Annotated in this window: 13 protein-coding genes; 9 read left to right on the forward strand and 4 right to left on the reverse strand. The window is 61.2% G+C overall.

What is annotated here, in order from left to right; all coding sequences use genetic code 11:
• Positions 1-82: 82 nt before the first annotated feature.
• Positions 83-451: a YkgJ family cysteine cluster protein gene (locus HBO19_RS22715; protein WP_169955508.1), complete on the reverse strand. Its 369-nt coding sequence runs from the start codon at positions 449-451 to the stop codon at positions 83-85.
• Positions 452-698: 247 nt separating this feature from the next.
• Here HBO19_RS22715 and HBO19_RS22720 point away from each other — a divergent pair, with 247 nt between their 5' ends.
• On the forward strand, positions 699-2,045 hold the full coding sequence (locus HBO19_RS22720; protein WP_115127555.1) for an MFS transporter: 1,347 nt from the start codon (positions 699-701) through the stop codon (positions 2,043-2,045).
• A 167-nt stretch (positions 2,046-2,212) separates the two neighbouring features.
• Here HBO19_RS22720 and rapA read toward each other — a convergent pair whose 3' ends face one another.
• Positions 2,213-5,059, reverse strand: a complete 2,847-nt coding sequence (rapA, locus tag HBO19_RS22725) for an RNA polymerase-associated protein RapA (protein WP_169955510.1) — start codon at positions 5,057-5,059, stop codon at positions 2,213-2,215.
• A gap of 218 nt (positions 5,060-5,277) precedes the next feature.
• Here rapA and HBO19_RS22730 point away from each other — a divergent pair, with 218 nt between their 5' ends.
• The 3 genes from HBO19_RS22730 (at position 5,278) to ccoM (ending at position 6,096) form a co-directional block, all read left to right on the forward strand.
• Positions 5,278-5,619, forward strand: coding sequence for a hypothetical protein (locus tag HBO19_RS22730; protein WP_029297088.1), 342 nt, complete (start codon positions 5,278-5,280; stop codon positions 5,617-5,619).
• 58 nt (positions 5,620-5,677) lie between these two features.
• Positions 5,678-5,836 carry a hypothetical protein gene (locus HBO19_RS22735; protein WP_170058354.1) on the forward strand — a complete coding sequence of 53 codons (159 nt, stop codon included), beginning with the start codon at positions 5,678-5,680 and terminating at the stop codon, positions 5,834-5,836.
• Between the two features lie 143 nt (positions 5,837-5,979).
• Positions 5,980-6,096: a cytochrome c oxidase subunit CcoM gene (gene ccoM / locus HBO19_RS28675; RefSeq protein ID WP_029297086.1), complete on the forward strand. Its 117-nt coding sequence runs from the start codon at positions 5,980-5,982 to the stop codon at positions 6,094-6,096.
• Positions 6,097-6,243: 147 nt separating this feature from the next.
• Here ccoM and HBO19_RS22740 read toward each other — a convergent pair whose 3' ends face one another.
• Together HBO19_RS22740 and HBO19_RS22745 are read right to left on the reverse strand one after the other, a co-directional pair.
• Positions 6,244-7,719, reverse strand: coding sequence for an inorganic phosphate transporter (locus HBO19_RS22740; protein ID WP_115127556.1), 1,476 nt, complete (start codon positions 7,717-7,719; stop codon positions 6,244-6,246).
• A 330-nt stretch (positions 7,720-8,049) separates the two neighbouring features.
• The gene (locus HBO19_RS22745; protein WP_169955512.1) at positions 8,050-8,250 is read right to left on the reverse strand and encodes a hypothetical protein; all 201 of its coding nucleotides are present in this window, start codon (positions 8,248-8,250) and stop codon (positions 8,050-8,052) included.
• Between the two features lie 540 nt (positions 8,251-8,790).
• On the opposite strand from HBO19_RS22745, the gene pcaR reads away from it, so the two are divergent.
• The 5 genes from pcaR to pcaF all read left to right on the forward strand — a co-directional run bounded on the left by pcaR (position 8,791) and on the right by pcaF (position 14,244).
• Positions 8,791-9,633 (forward strand): pca regulon transcriptional regulator PcaR, encoded by an 843-nt coding sequence (gene pcaR, locus HBO19_RS22750; RefSeq protein ID WP_029297080.1) that lies wholly within the window; start codon positions 8,791-8,793, stop codon positions 9,631-9,633.
• Positions 9,634-9,810: 177 nt separating this feature from the next.
• Positions 9,811-11,157 carry an MFS transporter gene (locus HBO19_RS22755; protein ID WP_170042899.1) on the forward strand — a complete coding sequence of 449 codons (1,347 nt, stop codon included), beginning with the start codon at positions 9,811-9,813 and terminating at the stop codon, positions 11,155-11,157.
• Positions 11,158-11,405: 248 nt separating this feature from the next.
• On the forward strand, positions 11,406-12,263 hold the full coding sequence (locus tag HBO19_RS22760; RefSeq protein ID WP_029297076.1) for a CoA transferase subunit A: 858 nt from the start codon (positions 11,406-11,408) through the stop codon (positions 12,261-12,263).
• Positions 12,263-13,042 (forward strand): CoA-transferase subunit beta, encoded by a 780-nt coding sequence (locus HBO19_RS22765; protein ID WP_170058355.1) that lies wholly within the window; start codon positions 12,263-12,265, stop codon positions 13,040-13,042. Before HBO19_RS22760 ends, HBO19_RS22765 begins: the two co-directional genes overlap by 1 nt.
• Positions 13,039-14,244 (forward strand): 3-oxoadipyl-CoA thiolase, encoded by a 1,206-nt coding sequence (gene pcaF, locus HBO19_RS22770; RefSeq protein ID WP_170043064.1) that lies wholly within the window; start codon positions 13,039-13,041, stop codon positions 14,242-14,244. The genes HBO19_RS22765 and pcaF overlap by 4 nt, the downstream gene beginning before the upstream one ends.
• Positions 14,245-14,271: the final 27 nt, after the last annotated feature.

Consider the following 14,271-nt stretch of genomic DNA (forward strand, 5'->3'; position numbering starts at 1 on the left):
GTATAGAAGGCTCAACGGAATCGCAAGCCGTAATGGCATTTTGATTTCTTCGATTTTGGCATGCTGGCCATAGCCAATGGTGCTAAGCGCTGATGGGCAGCTCAAACTCGTAAGGCGGCTGTTCCAGTGGCGCCAGGCCAAATGCCGCGCGTGCGGCGTCGCAATCGACGTTGACTTCACCCTGGCTCCACGACGCCTCGAACTCCCGGCACACGCTGGAACGCTGCTCATAGATTGAACAGCGGGTGCCGCTGCCTACTTCGCCCTCCAGGCTGCAACAGCGTGCCGGTTTCTGGTCGGTGCCGATCATCGCCACCCGGCTGGGGTTGATCTGTACCACCCGTTCATCGGGCACGGTGCCGCCTGATGAGGCGCATTCGCCCCAAAAGAAAGACACGCGAAAGTGTGAACAGCAGGCACCGCAATTCAGACACGGACTGGCATCGGACATGGCACGTCATCAATAAGAGGTAAGGGGGGAACTGCGGAAGGCTCGCTATTCTATTCCTGCCAAGGCGCTTGGGAAGGGGGTCGGGTGCTTATTTTTTTGCCGGGCAAAACCCCGCTGTCCTGGATGAAATTACGCCCTATCAGCTTTACGAATCATTACAGACAACCGCGCCGTGCCTGACTAGATTGCAGGTTCCGGGCAGGATGCGTCGGCATCGAGCCTCTATAACAATAAAAGAGACGGACCCATGCAGAACTCGACCCAAGCGGCGAATGCCTGGCGCATTCTGTTCCTGCTGTTCCTGGCCAACCTGTTCAACTTCTTTGATCGCACGATCCCGGCGATCATCATCGAGCCGATCCGCATGGAATGGCACCTCAGTGACTTCCAGCTCGGCATCATCGGCACCGCGTTCACCATCGTCTACGCCATTGCCGGCTTGCCCCTGGGGCGCCTGGCCGATACCGGTTCGCGCAGCAAGCTGATGGGCTGGGGCCTGGCGAGTTGGAGCGCGTTGACGGCAGTCAACGGCATGGTCGGCAGCTTCTGGACCTTCCTGCTGGTGCGCATGGGCATCGGCATTGGCGAAGCCAGTTATGCGCCGGCCGCCAACTCGCTGATCGGCGACCTGTTCCCGGCCCACCGTCGCGCCCGGGCCATGGGGATTTTCATGCTGGGCCTGCCCCTGGGGCTGTTGCTGGCGTTCTTCACCATCGGCGCGATGGTCAAGGCGTTCGACAGCTGGCGAGCGCCGTTCTTTATTGCGGCCATCCCGGGGCTGATCCTCGCGGTGTTCATGTTTTACATCAAGGAGCCCAAGCGCGGTGCGGCCGAAACCGTGCAGGTTTCCCAGGAGAAAGTCGACCGGCCGATCCGCCGCGTGTTGGCGGTACCCACCTTCCTGTGGCTGGTGCTGGCGGGGCTGTGTTTCAACTTTGCGACCTATGCCTGCAACTCGTTCCTGGTGCCGATGCTGCAACGCTACTTTTTGATGCCGCTGCAAGAAGCGGCCGTGGCGACCGGGGTGATTGTCGGCGTGACGGGCCTGTTCGGCCTGACCCTGGGCGGCCTGGTGGCGGACAAGATTCACCAGCGCATTGCCAACGGTCGGCTGCTGTTTGCCGCGTTCAGCCTGATTATCTCCACGGTATGCACGGCCTGGGCCCTGCATGCGGGGCGTATCGAGATTGGGGTGTTTGTCGCGGTGTTCAGTGTGGGCTGGCTGTTCGCCTATAACTTCTACACCTGTGTGTACACGGCGATCCAGGACGTGGTGGAGCCACGCCTGCGGGCGACGGCCATGGCGCTGTTCTTCGCCGGCCTGTATCTGCTGGGCGGTGGCATGGGGCCGGTGGTGGTGGGCGCACTGTCTGATCACTTTGCCCATGCGGCGATGTACGCAGCGGGTGCCGAGCAAATGACCGAGGCGTTCAAGGCCGTGGGCCTGCATGACGCTATGTACCTGATCCCGGTAGCGTTGTTCCTGACCATGCTGTTTCTGTTCCAGGCTTCACGGTGTTTTGTGCGCGATGCCAAGCGGATGAAGGATGGGTTGGGGAGGGTTGAGGTGCCGGCAGCGGCGGCTACAGCTTGAAACCGAGGTGATGCCATCGCAGGCAAGCCAGCTCCCACAGTTAACCGAGTTGTCAGTTAGCGCACCGATCACTGTGAGAGCTGGCTTGCCTGCGATGAGGCCCGCAAAACCCCATAAAAAAGGCCCGCATTGCGCGGGCCTTTTTGTTCATCAGGGCAGGGCGCGGATTAACCGGCGACCAACACCCGAATCGCCTCCAGCCGCAGCGCCGCCTTGTCGAGCATGGCCAGACCTTGCTCGCGCTGTTGGCGCAGGGCAACCAGTTCGCTGTCGCGCACGGTCGGGTTGACGGCTTGCAGGGCGGTCAGGCGCGCCAGCTCTTCGTCGGTGTCCGCTGCCAGGCGGCGTTGCGCCTCGGCCACACGTTCGGCGTGGCGCGGGGCGATTTTCTCTTCGCCGGCGTTGATCCGAGGCGTCAGTTGGTCGCGCTGGGCCTGTACGAACTTGTTGGCGCTGGCCCGGGGCACGCTTTCCAGCTGGTCGTTCAGAGTGGTGAAGGACACCCGGCCCGACAGGTCATTGCCATTGGCATCCAGCAGGCAGCGCAGTGCTGCCGGCGGCAGGTAGCGACCCAGTTGCAGCGAACGCGGCGCCACTACTTCGCTGACGTAGAGCAGCTCCAGCAACACGGTGCCCGGCTTGAGCGCCTTGTTCTTGATCAGCGCCACGGCGGTGTTGCCCATGGAGCCGGACAGCACCAGATCCATGCCGCCCTGGACCATCGGGTGCTCCCAGGTGATGAACTGCATGTCTTCGCGCGACAGCGCCTGGTTGCGGTCGTAGGTGATGGTCACGCCTTCGTCGTCGCCAAGGGGGAAGCTGGCGTCGAGCATTTTTTCGCTGGGCTTGAGGATCAGCGCGTTTTCCGAATGGTCTTCGCTGTCGATGCCAAACGCATCGAACAGGGTTTCCATATAGATCGGCAGGGTGAACTGGTCGTCTTGCTCCAGGATATCCTCGACCAGTGCGTCACCTTCGCCAGCGCCACCGGAGTTGAGCTCCAGCAAACGGTCGCGGCCAGTGTGCAGCTCGGCTTCCAGACGCTCGCGTTCGGCGCGGGCTTCGTCGATCAGCGCTTGCCATTCGCCGTCGTCGGCATTTTCCAGCAGCGGCAGCAGGCGCGGGCCGAACTGGTGCTGCAAGGCGTTGCCGGTCGGGCAGGTATTGAGGAAGGCGTTCAGGGCTTCGTGGTACCACTGGAACAGCCGCTCTTGCGGGCTGGTTTCCAGGTACGGCACGTGCAGTTCGATCACATGCTTCTGGCCGATCCGGTCCAGACGCCCGATGCGTTGCTCCAGCAAGTCCGGGTGCGATGGCAGGTCGAACAGCACCAGGTGGTGGGCGAACTGGAAGTTGCGGCCTTCACTGCCGATTTCCGAACAGATCAGCACCTGGGCGCCGAACTCTTCATCGGCGAAGTAGGCGGCGGCGCGGTCCCGCTCGAGGATGTTCATGCCCTCGTGGAACACCGTGGCCGGGATGCCGGAACGCACGCGCAGGGCGTCTTCCAGGTCCATGGCGGTTTCGGCGTGGGCGCAGATCACCAGGACCTTGGTGCGCTTGAGCATCTTCAACTGGTCGATCAACCACTCGACGCGCGGATCGAAGCGCCACCAGCGGTTTTCTTCTTCTATATCCGGTTGCGATTGGAAGCTGACTTCCGGGTACAGCTCGGCATGCTCGCCCAACGGCAGTTCCAGGTACTCGTCCGGGCACGGCAACGGGTAGGCGTGCAGCTTGCGCTCAGGGAAGCCTTGCACCGCGGCGCGGGTGTTACGGAACAGCACGCGACCGGTGCCGTGACGGTCCAGCAGCTCACGCACCAGGCGCGCACTGGCTTCGGTGTCGCCATCGTTGACGGCGGCCAGGAGGGCTTCGCCTTCGTTGCCGAGGAAGCCCTGGATAGTCTTGTGCGCGGCCGGCGAGAGGCGGCCCTTGTCCATCAATTCCTGGACCGCTTCGGCCACCGGGCGATAGTTCTCGCTCTCGGCGCGGAAGGCTTTGACGTCGTGGAAACGGTTCGGGTCCAGCAGGCGCAGACGGGCGAAGTGGCTGTCCTGGCCCAGTTGTTCCGGGGTTGCGGTCAGCAGCAGCACGCCGGGAATGGTCTCGGCCAGTTGCTCGACCAGTTGGTATTCAGCGCTGGCTTTTTCTTCGTGCCAGACCAGGTGGTGCGCTTCGTCGACCACCATCAAGTCCCAGCCGGCGGCGAACAGCGCGTCCTGGGCTTTTTCGTCGTCCACCAGCCATTCCAGGGCCACCAGCGCAAGCTGGGTGTCTTCGAACGGGTTGCTGGCATCGCTTTCGATAAAACGTTCTTCGTCGAACAGCGCGACCTGCAGGTTGAAACGCCGGCGCATCTCTACCAGCCATTGGTGCTGCAGGTTTTCCGGGACCAGGATCAGCACGCGATTGGCGCGCCCGGACAGCAGTTGGCGATGGATCACCAGGCCGGCTTCGATGGTCTTGCCCAGGCCCACTTCGTCGGCCAGCAGCACCCGTGGCGCGATCCGGTCAGCGACTTCGCGGGCAATGTGCAATTGGTGTGCAATCGGCTGCGCACGCACGCCGCCCAGGCCCCAGAGCGCGGACTGCAATTGGCGGCTGGTGTGTTCCAGGGTGTGGTAGCGCAGGGAGAACCAGGCCAGCGGGTCGATCTGGCCGGCGAACAGACGGTCGCTGGCGAGGCGGAACTGGATGAAATTCGACAGTTGGGTTTCCGGCAGGGTGACCTGCTCGTTCTGCCCATTGAGGCCGTGGTAGACCAGCAGGCCGTCGACATCGTCGACCTCGCGCACGGTCATTTTCCAGCCTTCGAAGTGGGTGATGGTGTCACCCGGCGAAAACCTCACGCGAGTGAGGGGCGCATTCCGTAGCGCATACTGGCGGGTGTCGCCAGTGGCCGGATAGAGCACGGTCAACAAGCGGCCGTCCTGTGCGAGAACGGTGCCTAACCCCAGCTCTGCTTCGCTGTCACTAATCCAGCGTTGCCCCGGTTGATACTGCTGCGCCATGCTGCCTGACTCCCGCCGTGAAAAAGCCGACTATTCTAACGGAACAAGGCCCCCAGCCAAAGGACTCTGACAAAAACTACTCCGCTTGCAGGGATCAAAGAGGGCGATTCGACGGGTGGCAGGGCACGGGTAACTGACGACTGGGTCACAAGTTGGCGGCCCCAGGCTCAAGTCGCCAGTGCACCAGCCGACAGCCTGCTGACAGGAGACTAATAATTATGCTGCCACCGATCTTGCCCTTGAGTGTTGTGCCGGTCACGTCACAACTCGACCCCGTGCGCCCAAAGCCCGATATCCCGCCGGTGGTGCCTGCGCAGCCGAGCTCCAACGAAAGCACCATCGACCTCAAGCACCGCGACGCCGAGCAATCGACCCTGATGCTGCGCGAGGAACAACGACGCCAGCAGGAACAGCAGAAACGCCGGCGCGAGGCCGACGAAGATCCCGAGCAGCACCTGGCCATCCCGGGTGATGAACTCAACGCCGACAATACGGTACCGGTCGCGCCGCTGATCGAGGACGCGCCCCGCCAGGGGTTGTGGGTGGACGTCGAGGTTTGACCCCCGGGCGGGCCAGGCCGCATTATTGAGGCACTCCAGCCACCACGTAAGCCATGCCATGAGTGACGACAAGCTGATCGACCTGAATGCCGAGCGGGCCAAGCGGGTCCATGACCTCAATGACAAGCGCCTTAATGACGTGCGCCAGGCGTTCGAGCAGGCCATGCCGTTGGGCAAGGCGAAGAAAAAGTCGAAAAACAAAGGCAAAAAGCGCTGAAATGCCCTGAATCTGTTGATTCAGGTCAGTTATTTCCTTTCTTTACGCCCCGTTGCGGGCGACATTGATCCCCGTCAATTTCTCCCCCCGACTTCTTGGTTAACTTAGCCCCATCGCAACAGGGCAAGAGCAGGAGGCCGGTCATGTTTTTCGATAATGTGGTTTTTGCCGGGGTGCTGACTGTCGGCCTCATGGTGCTGTTTTTTGTAGGGTTTGGATTTTTTATCTGGAAAGACGCGAACAAGCGTAAAAAACCATAGGTTTTTCCGGGTTACATGAGCACGCAAGGCATTTTGGGCGACTTCGGTCGCCCTTTTTTTTGCCCGGTATTTAGCTCCCTGTCCCACAGAAGCACAAAAAAAGGCGTGACCCTCGCAGGTCACGCCTTTTTTTAATTGCGTTGTCGGTTAACTGCCCAACGCCTTGGACGCCAGCCAGAACAACCCGGCCGACAGGCTCACCGTGGCCGGCAGAGTCAGGATCCAGGCCATCAGGATGGTCTTCACGGTGCCGCCTTGCAGGCCGCTCTTGTTCGCGACCATGGTCCCGGCCACACCCGAAGACAGCACGTGGGTGGTGGACACCGGCAGGGCGAAGATATTGGCAAAACCAATCATGGTGGCGGTGGTGATTTGCGCCGACATGCCCTGGGCATAGGTCATGCCCTGCTTGCCGATTTTCTCGCCGATGGTCAGTACCACGCGCTTCCAGCCCACCATGGTGCCCAGGCCAAGGGCCAGGGCTACGGCAAGGATCACCCAGAACGGGGCGTATTCGGTGGTGGCAGTCAGGTCTTTACGCAGTTTTTCCAGGTCCGACTTCTCGCGGGAATCAAGGCCTGGCAGCTTGCCGACTTTCTTCGCGGTATCGTCCAGGCACAGCAGGTAGCGACGGACTTCAATGCGCTGCTCGGAGGTCAAGGAGTGGTAGTCGGATACACCCTTCAATGTGCCAAGGAGGGCGTTGATGGTCGGTTCGGTCTGTTGCGGGTTGCAACGGAACTTGCCGGGCAGGTCGTCTCTGACACTTTTGCCCAGGGCAAGGAATTCGCCGAGGGTTTCGTGGTTGCGCTGGTAGAACTGGTTGAGGTGCAGGGTGGCGTCGCGGGTTCGCTCGATCTGGTAAGTGGTGCTGCCCAGATCGAGTACGAACTGCGCGGGCACGATACCAATCAGCACCAGCATGATCAGGCCGATGCCTTTCTGACCGTCGTTGGAACCATGCACGAAACTCACGGCCATCGCGGAAATCACCAGTACCAGGCGGTTCCAGAACGGCGGGTGTTTCTTGTCGTCGAGCTTGCGGCGCTGGTCCGGAGTCTTGTGCATCTTGGACAGCGGACGCCACCATTTAAGGCCAATCAACACCAGGGCTGCGACCAGGAAGCCGGCCATGGGCGAGAACACCAGCGAGGCACCGATATCAATGGCTTTCTGCCAGTTGACCCCGTCTGCCAGCGGAATGTCGTTGATCAGGGCATTGGCCAGGCCAACACCGAGGATCGAACCGATCAGGGTGTGGGAACTGGATGCCGGGATCCCGAAGTACCAGGTGCCGAGATTCCAGGTGATGGCCGCGGCTAATAATGAAAACACCATGGCCAGGCCATGGCCGGTGTTGACATTGATCAGCAACTCCACCGGCAGCAGATGCACGATGGCATAGGCAACGCCTACCCCGCCGAGCAACACGCCAAGGAAGTTGAACACCCCGGAAAAGAATACGGCCAGGTGCGGCGGCATCGCTTTGGTATAGATGACTGTGGCCACCGCGTTAGCGGTGTCATGAAAGCCATTGATGAACTCGAAGGCGAGGACAAAGGCGAGGGCGAGCAATAGGCTCACAAGAACCCAGGCATCCAGTCCGCTGAATAAATCGATCATGAAGGTTTTATGACCCGGTCGTAAGGGGGCGCGATTATGCCAGAAAACCTCAGTAATCTATGCACTAGCTGCTCGCCGGTAACATTCTTCAACGAATTAGTTTGGCAGCGGGGTGCGGCTACCAGATATTTCGGGGGTTTGGCAACTCATTGATTTGTAAAGAATACAGGGGGCAGAGCGGGGTGCGACACTTTGGGTAAAGTGTCTGAAACGCTTGTATGAAATTTCGCAAGGTCGCCGAAACTGACGATTGGAGGGCATGCCCAAGGCGCCCCTGCCAGGAGGTGCTGGCAGGGCAATGACTTGCCAGGAAGGCTCAGTCCGACAGGCTTATGGCTCTTCGGTCTTGAGGTCCTTTTCGATCTTTTGGATTTCCTGGGCAAACGCCTGGTCGAGCAGGCTGGCTCGTTTGCGCCATGGTTTGCGCTCCGGCTCTGGTTGGGCGGCGTAGGTGGTGACTTCCCCGCCGTAAACATCCTTGTAACGTTGTTCCTGGCGCTCAAGTTCCGCGCGCAGTTCGTCTTTCGTCACATTGTTACCTAATTGAGTTGAGTTTGATTCCGGTGAAGCGCGATATCAGTAAAGGGCAACGATCTACCACTTCTGTATTACACGCGGCCACGGCACCGGGGAAGAACAACTGTCGTAGCAACAGTTTTGATTTTCAGGGCTGGGTACTTGCGACCAAGGCCTGGACAAGGCAAAGGCCAGGTTCGGCGGGATCGAAGATCACGCGTCAGGCCAGCTCTACATTGTCACAGGGTGCATTATAGCGGCGCATTTGGATAAGACTATCGCCAACAAGTTAAAAAACGTCAACTTTGCCTTTTGAAACATCAGACCAATAGTGTCGAGAACTTGGCGCCACACTTGCTTAATTACCTGCATGTGACAGTTGAAATTAAGCTTGGCATTAATTGTTCAGTGCAGCGGCATCCTCGGCGCAACCTGGCTGTAAATTGCGATTATCGAATCACCGTCCGATAATCGCCCAATGTTGGCGCCCTTGCCTTGTACATCCGTGGCCTGCCGGCTTGTAATGGCGGTCGAAAATAAGAGAAAGGACCTGAAATGAACGATCAATTGCGCAACTCCTTTGCCTCAGTGGCGCCGCCGATCGTTGCGTCTCCGGCCAAGCGCATCCAGGCGTTTACCGGCGATCCGGACTTCATGACCTCCCTGGCCCGCGGATTGGCGGTGGTCCAGGCATTCCAGGAGCGCAAGCGCCACTTGACCATCGCGCAGATCAGCCACCGCACGGAAATCCCCCGCGCTGCCGTCAGACGTTGCCTGCACACCTTGATCAAGCTCGGCTACGCCACCACGGACGGGCGCACCTATTCCCTATTGCCCAAGGTCTTGACCCTGGGGCATGCCTATCTGTCTTCCACGCCCCTGGCGGTTTCGGCCCAGCCTTACCTGGACCGCATGAGCGAGCAACTGCACGAAGCCTGCAACATGGCGACCCTGGAAGGTGACGACATCCTTTACATCGCCCGTTCCGCCACGACCCAACGCCTGATCTCGGTGGATCTGTCGGTCGGTGGCCGGCTGCCGGCCTATTGCACCTCCATGGGCCGGATCCTGCTGGCCGCCCTGGATGATGCGTCGTTGCAGGACTACCTCGACCATGCCGACCTGCAAACCAAGACCAGCCGCACCTTGACCACCCCCGAAGCCTTGCTTGAATGCCTGCAGCAAGTGCGCCAGCAAGGCTGGTGCATTGTCGACCAGGAACTGGAGCAGGGCCTGCGTTCCATTGCCGTGCCGGTGTATGACGCGTCTGGCCAGGTGCTGGCCGCGCTGAACGTCAGCACCCACGCCGGGCGGGTCAGCCGTAGCGAACTAGAGCAGCGCTTCCTGCCGAGCATGCTCTCTGCTAGCCAGGAGCTGAGCGCCCAGCTGTTTGCTTAAGCTGTTCGGTGACCGCACAGATCCCGGTTTGACGAATTGACGGTGTTTGCCCTGGCTTATTAATGTCGCGGCAGCGTGATTGACCGCGACGGCGCCTACCGCCGCAGTTCTGGTTTCGCCCCAATAATAATGACGACTCAACGTCGTCCGCCCGCCATCGGTGTGGAAATAAAAATAATGAATCAGCCTTCGCCTTCTGTTGGTACGTGTCTGGACGTGCAGTCCTTTATCAATGCGCAACCGCTTTCCCGCTATCAATGGCGGGTGGTGATCCTGTGTTTCCTGATTGTCTTTCTCGACGGCCTGGACACCGCGGCCATGGGCTTTATTGCGCCGGCGCTGTCCCAGGATTGGGGCATCGACCGTGCCAGCCTCGGCCCGGTGATGAGCGCCGCGTTGATCGGCATGGTGTTTGGTGCCCTGGGCTCCGGGCCCTTGGCCGACCGTTTCGGGCGCAAGGTGGTGCTGGTGGGCGCGGTGCTGGTGTTCGGCGCGTTCAGCCTGGCTTCGGCCTACAGCAGCAACGTTGATCAACTGCTGGTGTTGCGGTTCCTGACCGGCCTGGGCCTTGGCGCCGGTATGCCGAATGCGACGACCCTGCTGTCCGAATACACCCCGGAGCGTCATAAATCGTTGCTGGTGACCAGCATGTTCTGCGGCTTCAACCTGGGCATGGCCGGTGGCGGGTTTATCTCGGCCAAGCTGATCCCGATGTTCGGCTGGCACAGCCTGCTGCTGCTCGGCGGCATCCTGCCATTGATCCTGGTAGGCGTACTGGTGCTGTGGTTGCCGGAATCGGCGCGCTACCTGGTGGTGCGCAATCGTGGCACGGACAAGGTGCGCAAGGCCCTGGCACCCATCGATCCGGTCACCGTCGCCCAGGCCGCCAGCTTCAGTGTCCCGGAACAGAAAACCGTCAAGGCGCGCAATGTGTTCGCGGTGATCTTCTCCGGCACCTACAGCGCCGGCACCCTGTTGCTGTGGCTGACTTACTTCATGGGCCTGGTGATTGTGTACCTGTTGACCAGTTGGTTGCCGACCCTGATGCGCGACAGCGGCGCCAGCATGGAACAGGCAGCGTTCATTGGAGCGCTGTTCCAGTTTGGTGGCGTGCTCAGCGCCGTGGGCGTGGGTTGGGCCATGGATCGGTTCAATCCGCACAAGGTCATCGGTACTTTCTACTTACTGGCGGGGGTGTTTGCCTACGCGGTGGGCCAGAGCCTGGGCAACATCACTCTCCTGGCCACCCTGGTGTTGATCGCCGGGATGTGTGTCAACGGCGCGCAATCGGCCATGCCTTCGCTGGCTGCGCGGTTTTACCCGACCCAGGGGCGGGCGACCGGGGTGTCCTGGATGCTGGGGATTGGGCGTTTTGGCGCGATCCTCGGCGCGTGGATGGGCGCCACGTTGTTGGGGTTGGGTTGGAATTTCGAGCAGGTGCTGACGGCGTTGGTGATTCCCGCTGCATTGGCCACCACGGCGGTGCTGATCAAGGGCTTCGTCAGCCACGCCGACGCCACCTGATGTAGGAGCCGGCTTGCCGGCGATGAGGCCTTGGAGCCTTGGAGCCTTGCAGTGATTTCAGGATCGCCATCGCCGGCAAGCCGGCTCCTACAGGGATTTGAGGTGATTGATAGCCAGGCAACAATCTGTTCGATTATCGAACGGTTAGTCGATTATCGGATTGTTTGGCCCCTGACCCCGGCTTACTCTTCAAGCACTTCGGCGCTGCCTCCAGCGCCTTTTTCGACCTACATCGGGAGCCCAACCCCATGGCTGAAATCCTTTCGCTGGCTGATGCGGTAAAGCAGTTCGTCAATGATGGCGACACCGTCGCGCTCGAAGGCTTTACCCACCTGATCCCTACAGCGGCAGGTCATGAAATCATTCGTCAGGGCAAGAAAGACCTGACGCTGGTACGCATGACGCCCGACCTGATCTACGACCAACTGATCGGGGCCGGCTGTGCGCGCAAGTTGATTTTCTCCTGGGGCGGCAACCCTGGCGTAGGGTCCCTGCACCGCCTGCGGGACGCGGTCGAGAAGCAATGGCCGCAACCGTTGGAGATCGAAGAGCACAGCCATGCGGACCTGGCCAACGCCTATGTGGCCGGCGCATCCGGCCTGCCGTTCGCTGTGCTGCGGGCGTATGCCGGTTCCGACTTGCCCAAGGTCAACCCGCTGATCAAGACCGTGACCTGTCCCTTCACTGGCGAAGTGCTGGCGGCGGTGCCGTCGGTGCGCCCGGACATCACCGTGATCCATGCGCAAAAGGCCGACCGCAAGGGCAACGTGCTGTTGTGGGGGATCCTCGGGGTGCAGAAAGAGGCGGCATTGGCGGCCAAGCGGTGCATCGTCACCGTCGAAGAAATCGTCGATGACCTCAACGCCCCGATGAACGCCTGCGTGCTGCCGACCTGGGCCCTGACCGCAGTGTGCCATGTCCCGGGTGGCGCGCATCCGTCCTACGCCCACGGTTACACCGAGCGTGACAATCGCTTCTATCAAGCCTGGGACCCAATCGCTCGGGACCGTGGGACGTTTACCGCCTGGATCGATGAATACATCCATGGCACCGCTGACTTCAGTCAATTCCAGGCCAAGCTGGCGGCCGCGCAGGAGGCCAAGTAATGACTTACTCGACCAATGAAATGATGACCGTCGCCGCCGCGCGCCGCCTGAAAAACGGCTCGGTATGCTTCGTCGGTATTGGCCTGCCGTCCAAGGCCGCCAACCTGGCACGCCTGACGTCTTCGCCGGATGTGGTGTTGATCTACGAGTCCGGTCCGATTGGCGCCAAGCCCTCGGTATTGCCGCTGTCCATTGGTGATGGCGAATTGGCGGAAACCGCTGACACGGTAGTCCCCACCGGTGAGATTTTTCGCTACTGGCTGCAAGGCGGGCGCATCGACGTCGGGTTTCTCGGTGCGGCCCAGGTCGACCGCTTCGGCAATATCAACACCACCGTGGTCGGTGACTATCACCAGCCCAAGGTGCGCCTGCCGGGTGCCGGTGGCGCGCCGGAAATCGCCGGTTCTGCCAAGAGCGTGCTGATCATCCTCAAACAGTCGTCCCGTTCGTTTGTCGACAAACTGGACTTCATCACCTCGGTCGGTCATGGCGAAGGCGGCGATTCGCGCAAGCGCCTCGGCCTGCCGGGCGCAGGCCCCGTAGGAATCATTACCGACCTGTGCATCATGGAGCCGGAGGAGGGCACTCACGAATTCGTGGTCACCGCCCTGCATCCCGGCGTTACTCGCGAGCAAGTGGTTGCCGCCACTGGTTGGGCGATCCGCTTTGCCGACCAGCTCAGCACCAGCGCCGAACCCACCGACATCGAACTGAACGCCTTGCGCGACCTAGAAGCCCGTACGGCCGCCGCCCATGGCCAAACCCCAGGAGAAGCCTGATGCGCGACGTGTTTATCTGTGATGCCATCCGCACCCCAATCGGCCGCTTTGGCGGTGGCCTGTCCACGGTGCGCGCCGACGACCTGGCGGCCTTGCCGATCAAGGCACTGATGGCGCGCAACCCGTCGGTAGACTGGACCGCGGTCGACGAAGTGTTCCTCGGCTGCGCCAACCAGGCCGGCGAAGACAACCGCAACGTGGCGCGCATGGCCGCGCTGCTGGCCGGCCTGCCGCCGAGCATCCCTGGTGTCACGCTCAACCGTTTGTGCGCCTCGGGCATGGACGCCATCGGCACCGCCTTTCGCGCCATCGCCAGTGGCGAAATGGAGTTGGCGATTGCCGGTGGCGTCGAATCGATGTCCCGGGCGCCGTTCGTAATGGGCAAGGCGGATGCGGCGTTCTCGCGCAACATGAAGCTGGAAGACACCACCATCGGCTGGCGCTTTATCAACCCATTGATGAAGGCGCAGTACGGCGTGGATGCCATGCCGCAGACCGCTGACAACGTGGCGGATGACTACAGCGTCTCGCGCGCCGACCAGGACGCCTTTGCCTTGCGCAGCCAGCAGCGCACTGCCGCGGCCCAGGCCGCTGGCTTTTTTGCCGAAGAAATCGTACCGGTGCGGGTCGCCCATAAAAAAGGCGAGACCCTGGTGGAGCACGACGAACACCCGCGTGCCGACACCACCCTTGAAGCCCTGACCAAGCTCAAACCGGTCAACGGCCCGGACAAGACCGTCACTGCCGGCAACGCTTCCGGGGTCAACGACGGTGCGGCCGCCTTGATTTTGGCCAGTGCTGAAGCGGTGAAAAAACACGGCCTGACCGCCCGCGCCCGGGTGTTGGGCATGGCCAGTGCCGGGGTCGAACCCCGGGTGATGGGCATCGGCCCGGTGCCTGCGGTGCGCAAGTTGGTGGAGCGCCTGGGCCTGGCGGTCAGCGACTTTGATGTGATCGAACTCAACGAAGCCTTCGCCAGCCAGGGCTTGGCGGTGCTGCGTGAACTGGGCCTGGCGGACGATGCGCCGCAGGTCAACCCGAACGGTGGCGCCATTGCCTTGGGCCACCCGTTGGGCATGAGCGGTGCGCGCCTGGTGTTGACCGCACTGCATCAACTGGAAAAAACCGGCGGCAGCAAAGGCCTGGCGACCATGTGTGTCGGCGTCGGCCAAGGCCTGGCGCTGGCGATCGAACGCGTTTGAGACTTACAAGAATAAAGAGGATTGCTC

Source organism: Pseudomonas sp. WS 5021, from assembly GCF_012985535.1.
Classification (GTDB): Bacteria; Pseudomonadota; Gammaproteobacteria; order Pseudomonadales; family Pseudomonadaceae; genus Aquipseudomonas.

Coding starts and splice junctions, on each gene's coding strand:
- HBO19_RS22715 (WP_169955508.1), bottom strand. CDS start 451: ATGTCCGATGCCAGTCCGTGTCTGAATTGCGGTGCCTGCTGTTCACAC.
- HBO19_RS22720 (WP_115127555.1), top strand. CDS start 699: ATGCAGAACTCGACCCAAGCGGCGAATGCCTGGCGCATTCTGTTCCTG.
- rapA (WP_169955510.1), bottom strand. CDS start 5,059: ATGGCGCAGCAGTATCAACCGGGGCAACGCTGGATTAGTGACAGCGAA.
- HBO19_RS22730 (WP_029297088.1), top strand. CDS start 5,278: ATGCTGCCACCGATCTTGCCCTTGAGTGTTGTGCCGGTCACGTCACAA.
- HBO19_RS22735 (WP_170058354.1), top strand. CDS start 5,678: ATGAGTGACGACAAGCTGATCGACCTGAATGCCGAGCGGGCCAAGCGG.
- ccoM (WP_029297086.1), top strand. CDS start 5,980: ATGTTTTTCGATAATGTGGTTTTTGCCGGGGTGCTGACTGTCGGCCTC.
- HBO19_RS22740 (WP_115127556.1), bottom strand. CDS start 7,719: ATGATCGATTTATTCAGCGGACTGGATGCCTGGGTTCTTGTGAGCCTA.
- pcaR (WP_029297080.1), top strand. CDS start 8,791: ATGAACGATCAATTGCGCAACTCCTTTGCCTCAGTGGCGCCGCCGATC.
- HBO19_RS22755 (WP_170042899.1), top strand. CDS start 9,811: ATGAATCAGCCTTCGCCTTCTGTTGGTACGTGTCTGGACGTGCAGTCC.
- HBO19_RS22760 (WP_029297076.1), top strand. CDS start 11,406: ATGGCTGAAATCCTTTCGCTGGCTGATGCGGTAAAGCAGTTCGTCAAT.
- HBO19_RS22765 (WP_170058355.1), top strand. CDS start 12,263: ATGACTTACTCGACCAATGAAATGATGACCGTCGCCGCCGCGCGCCGC.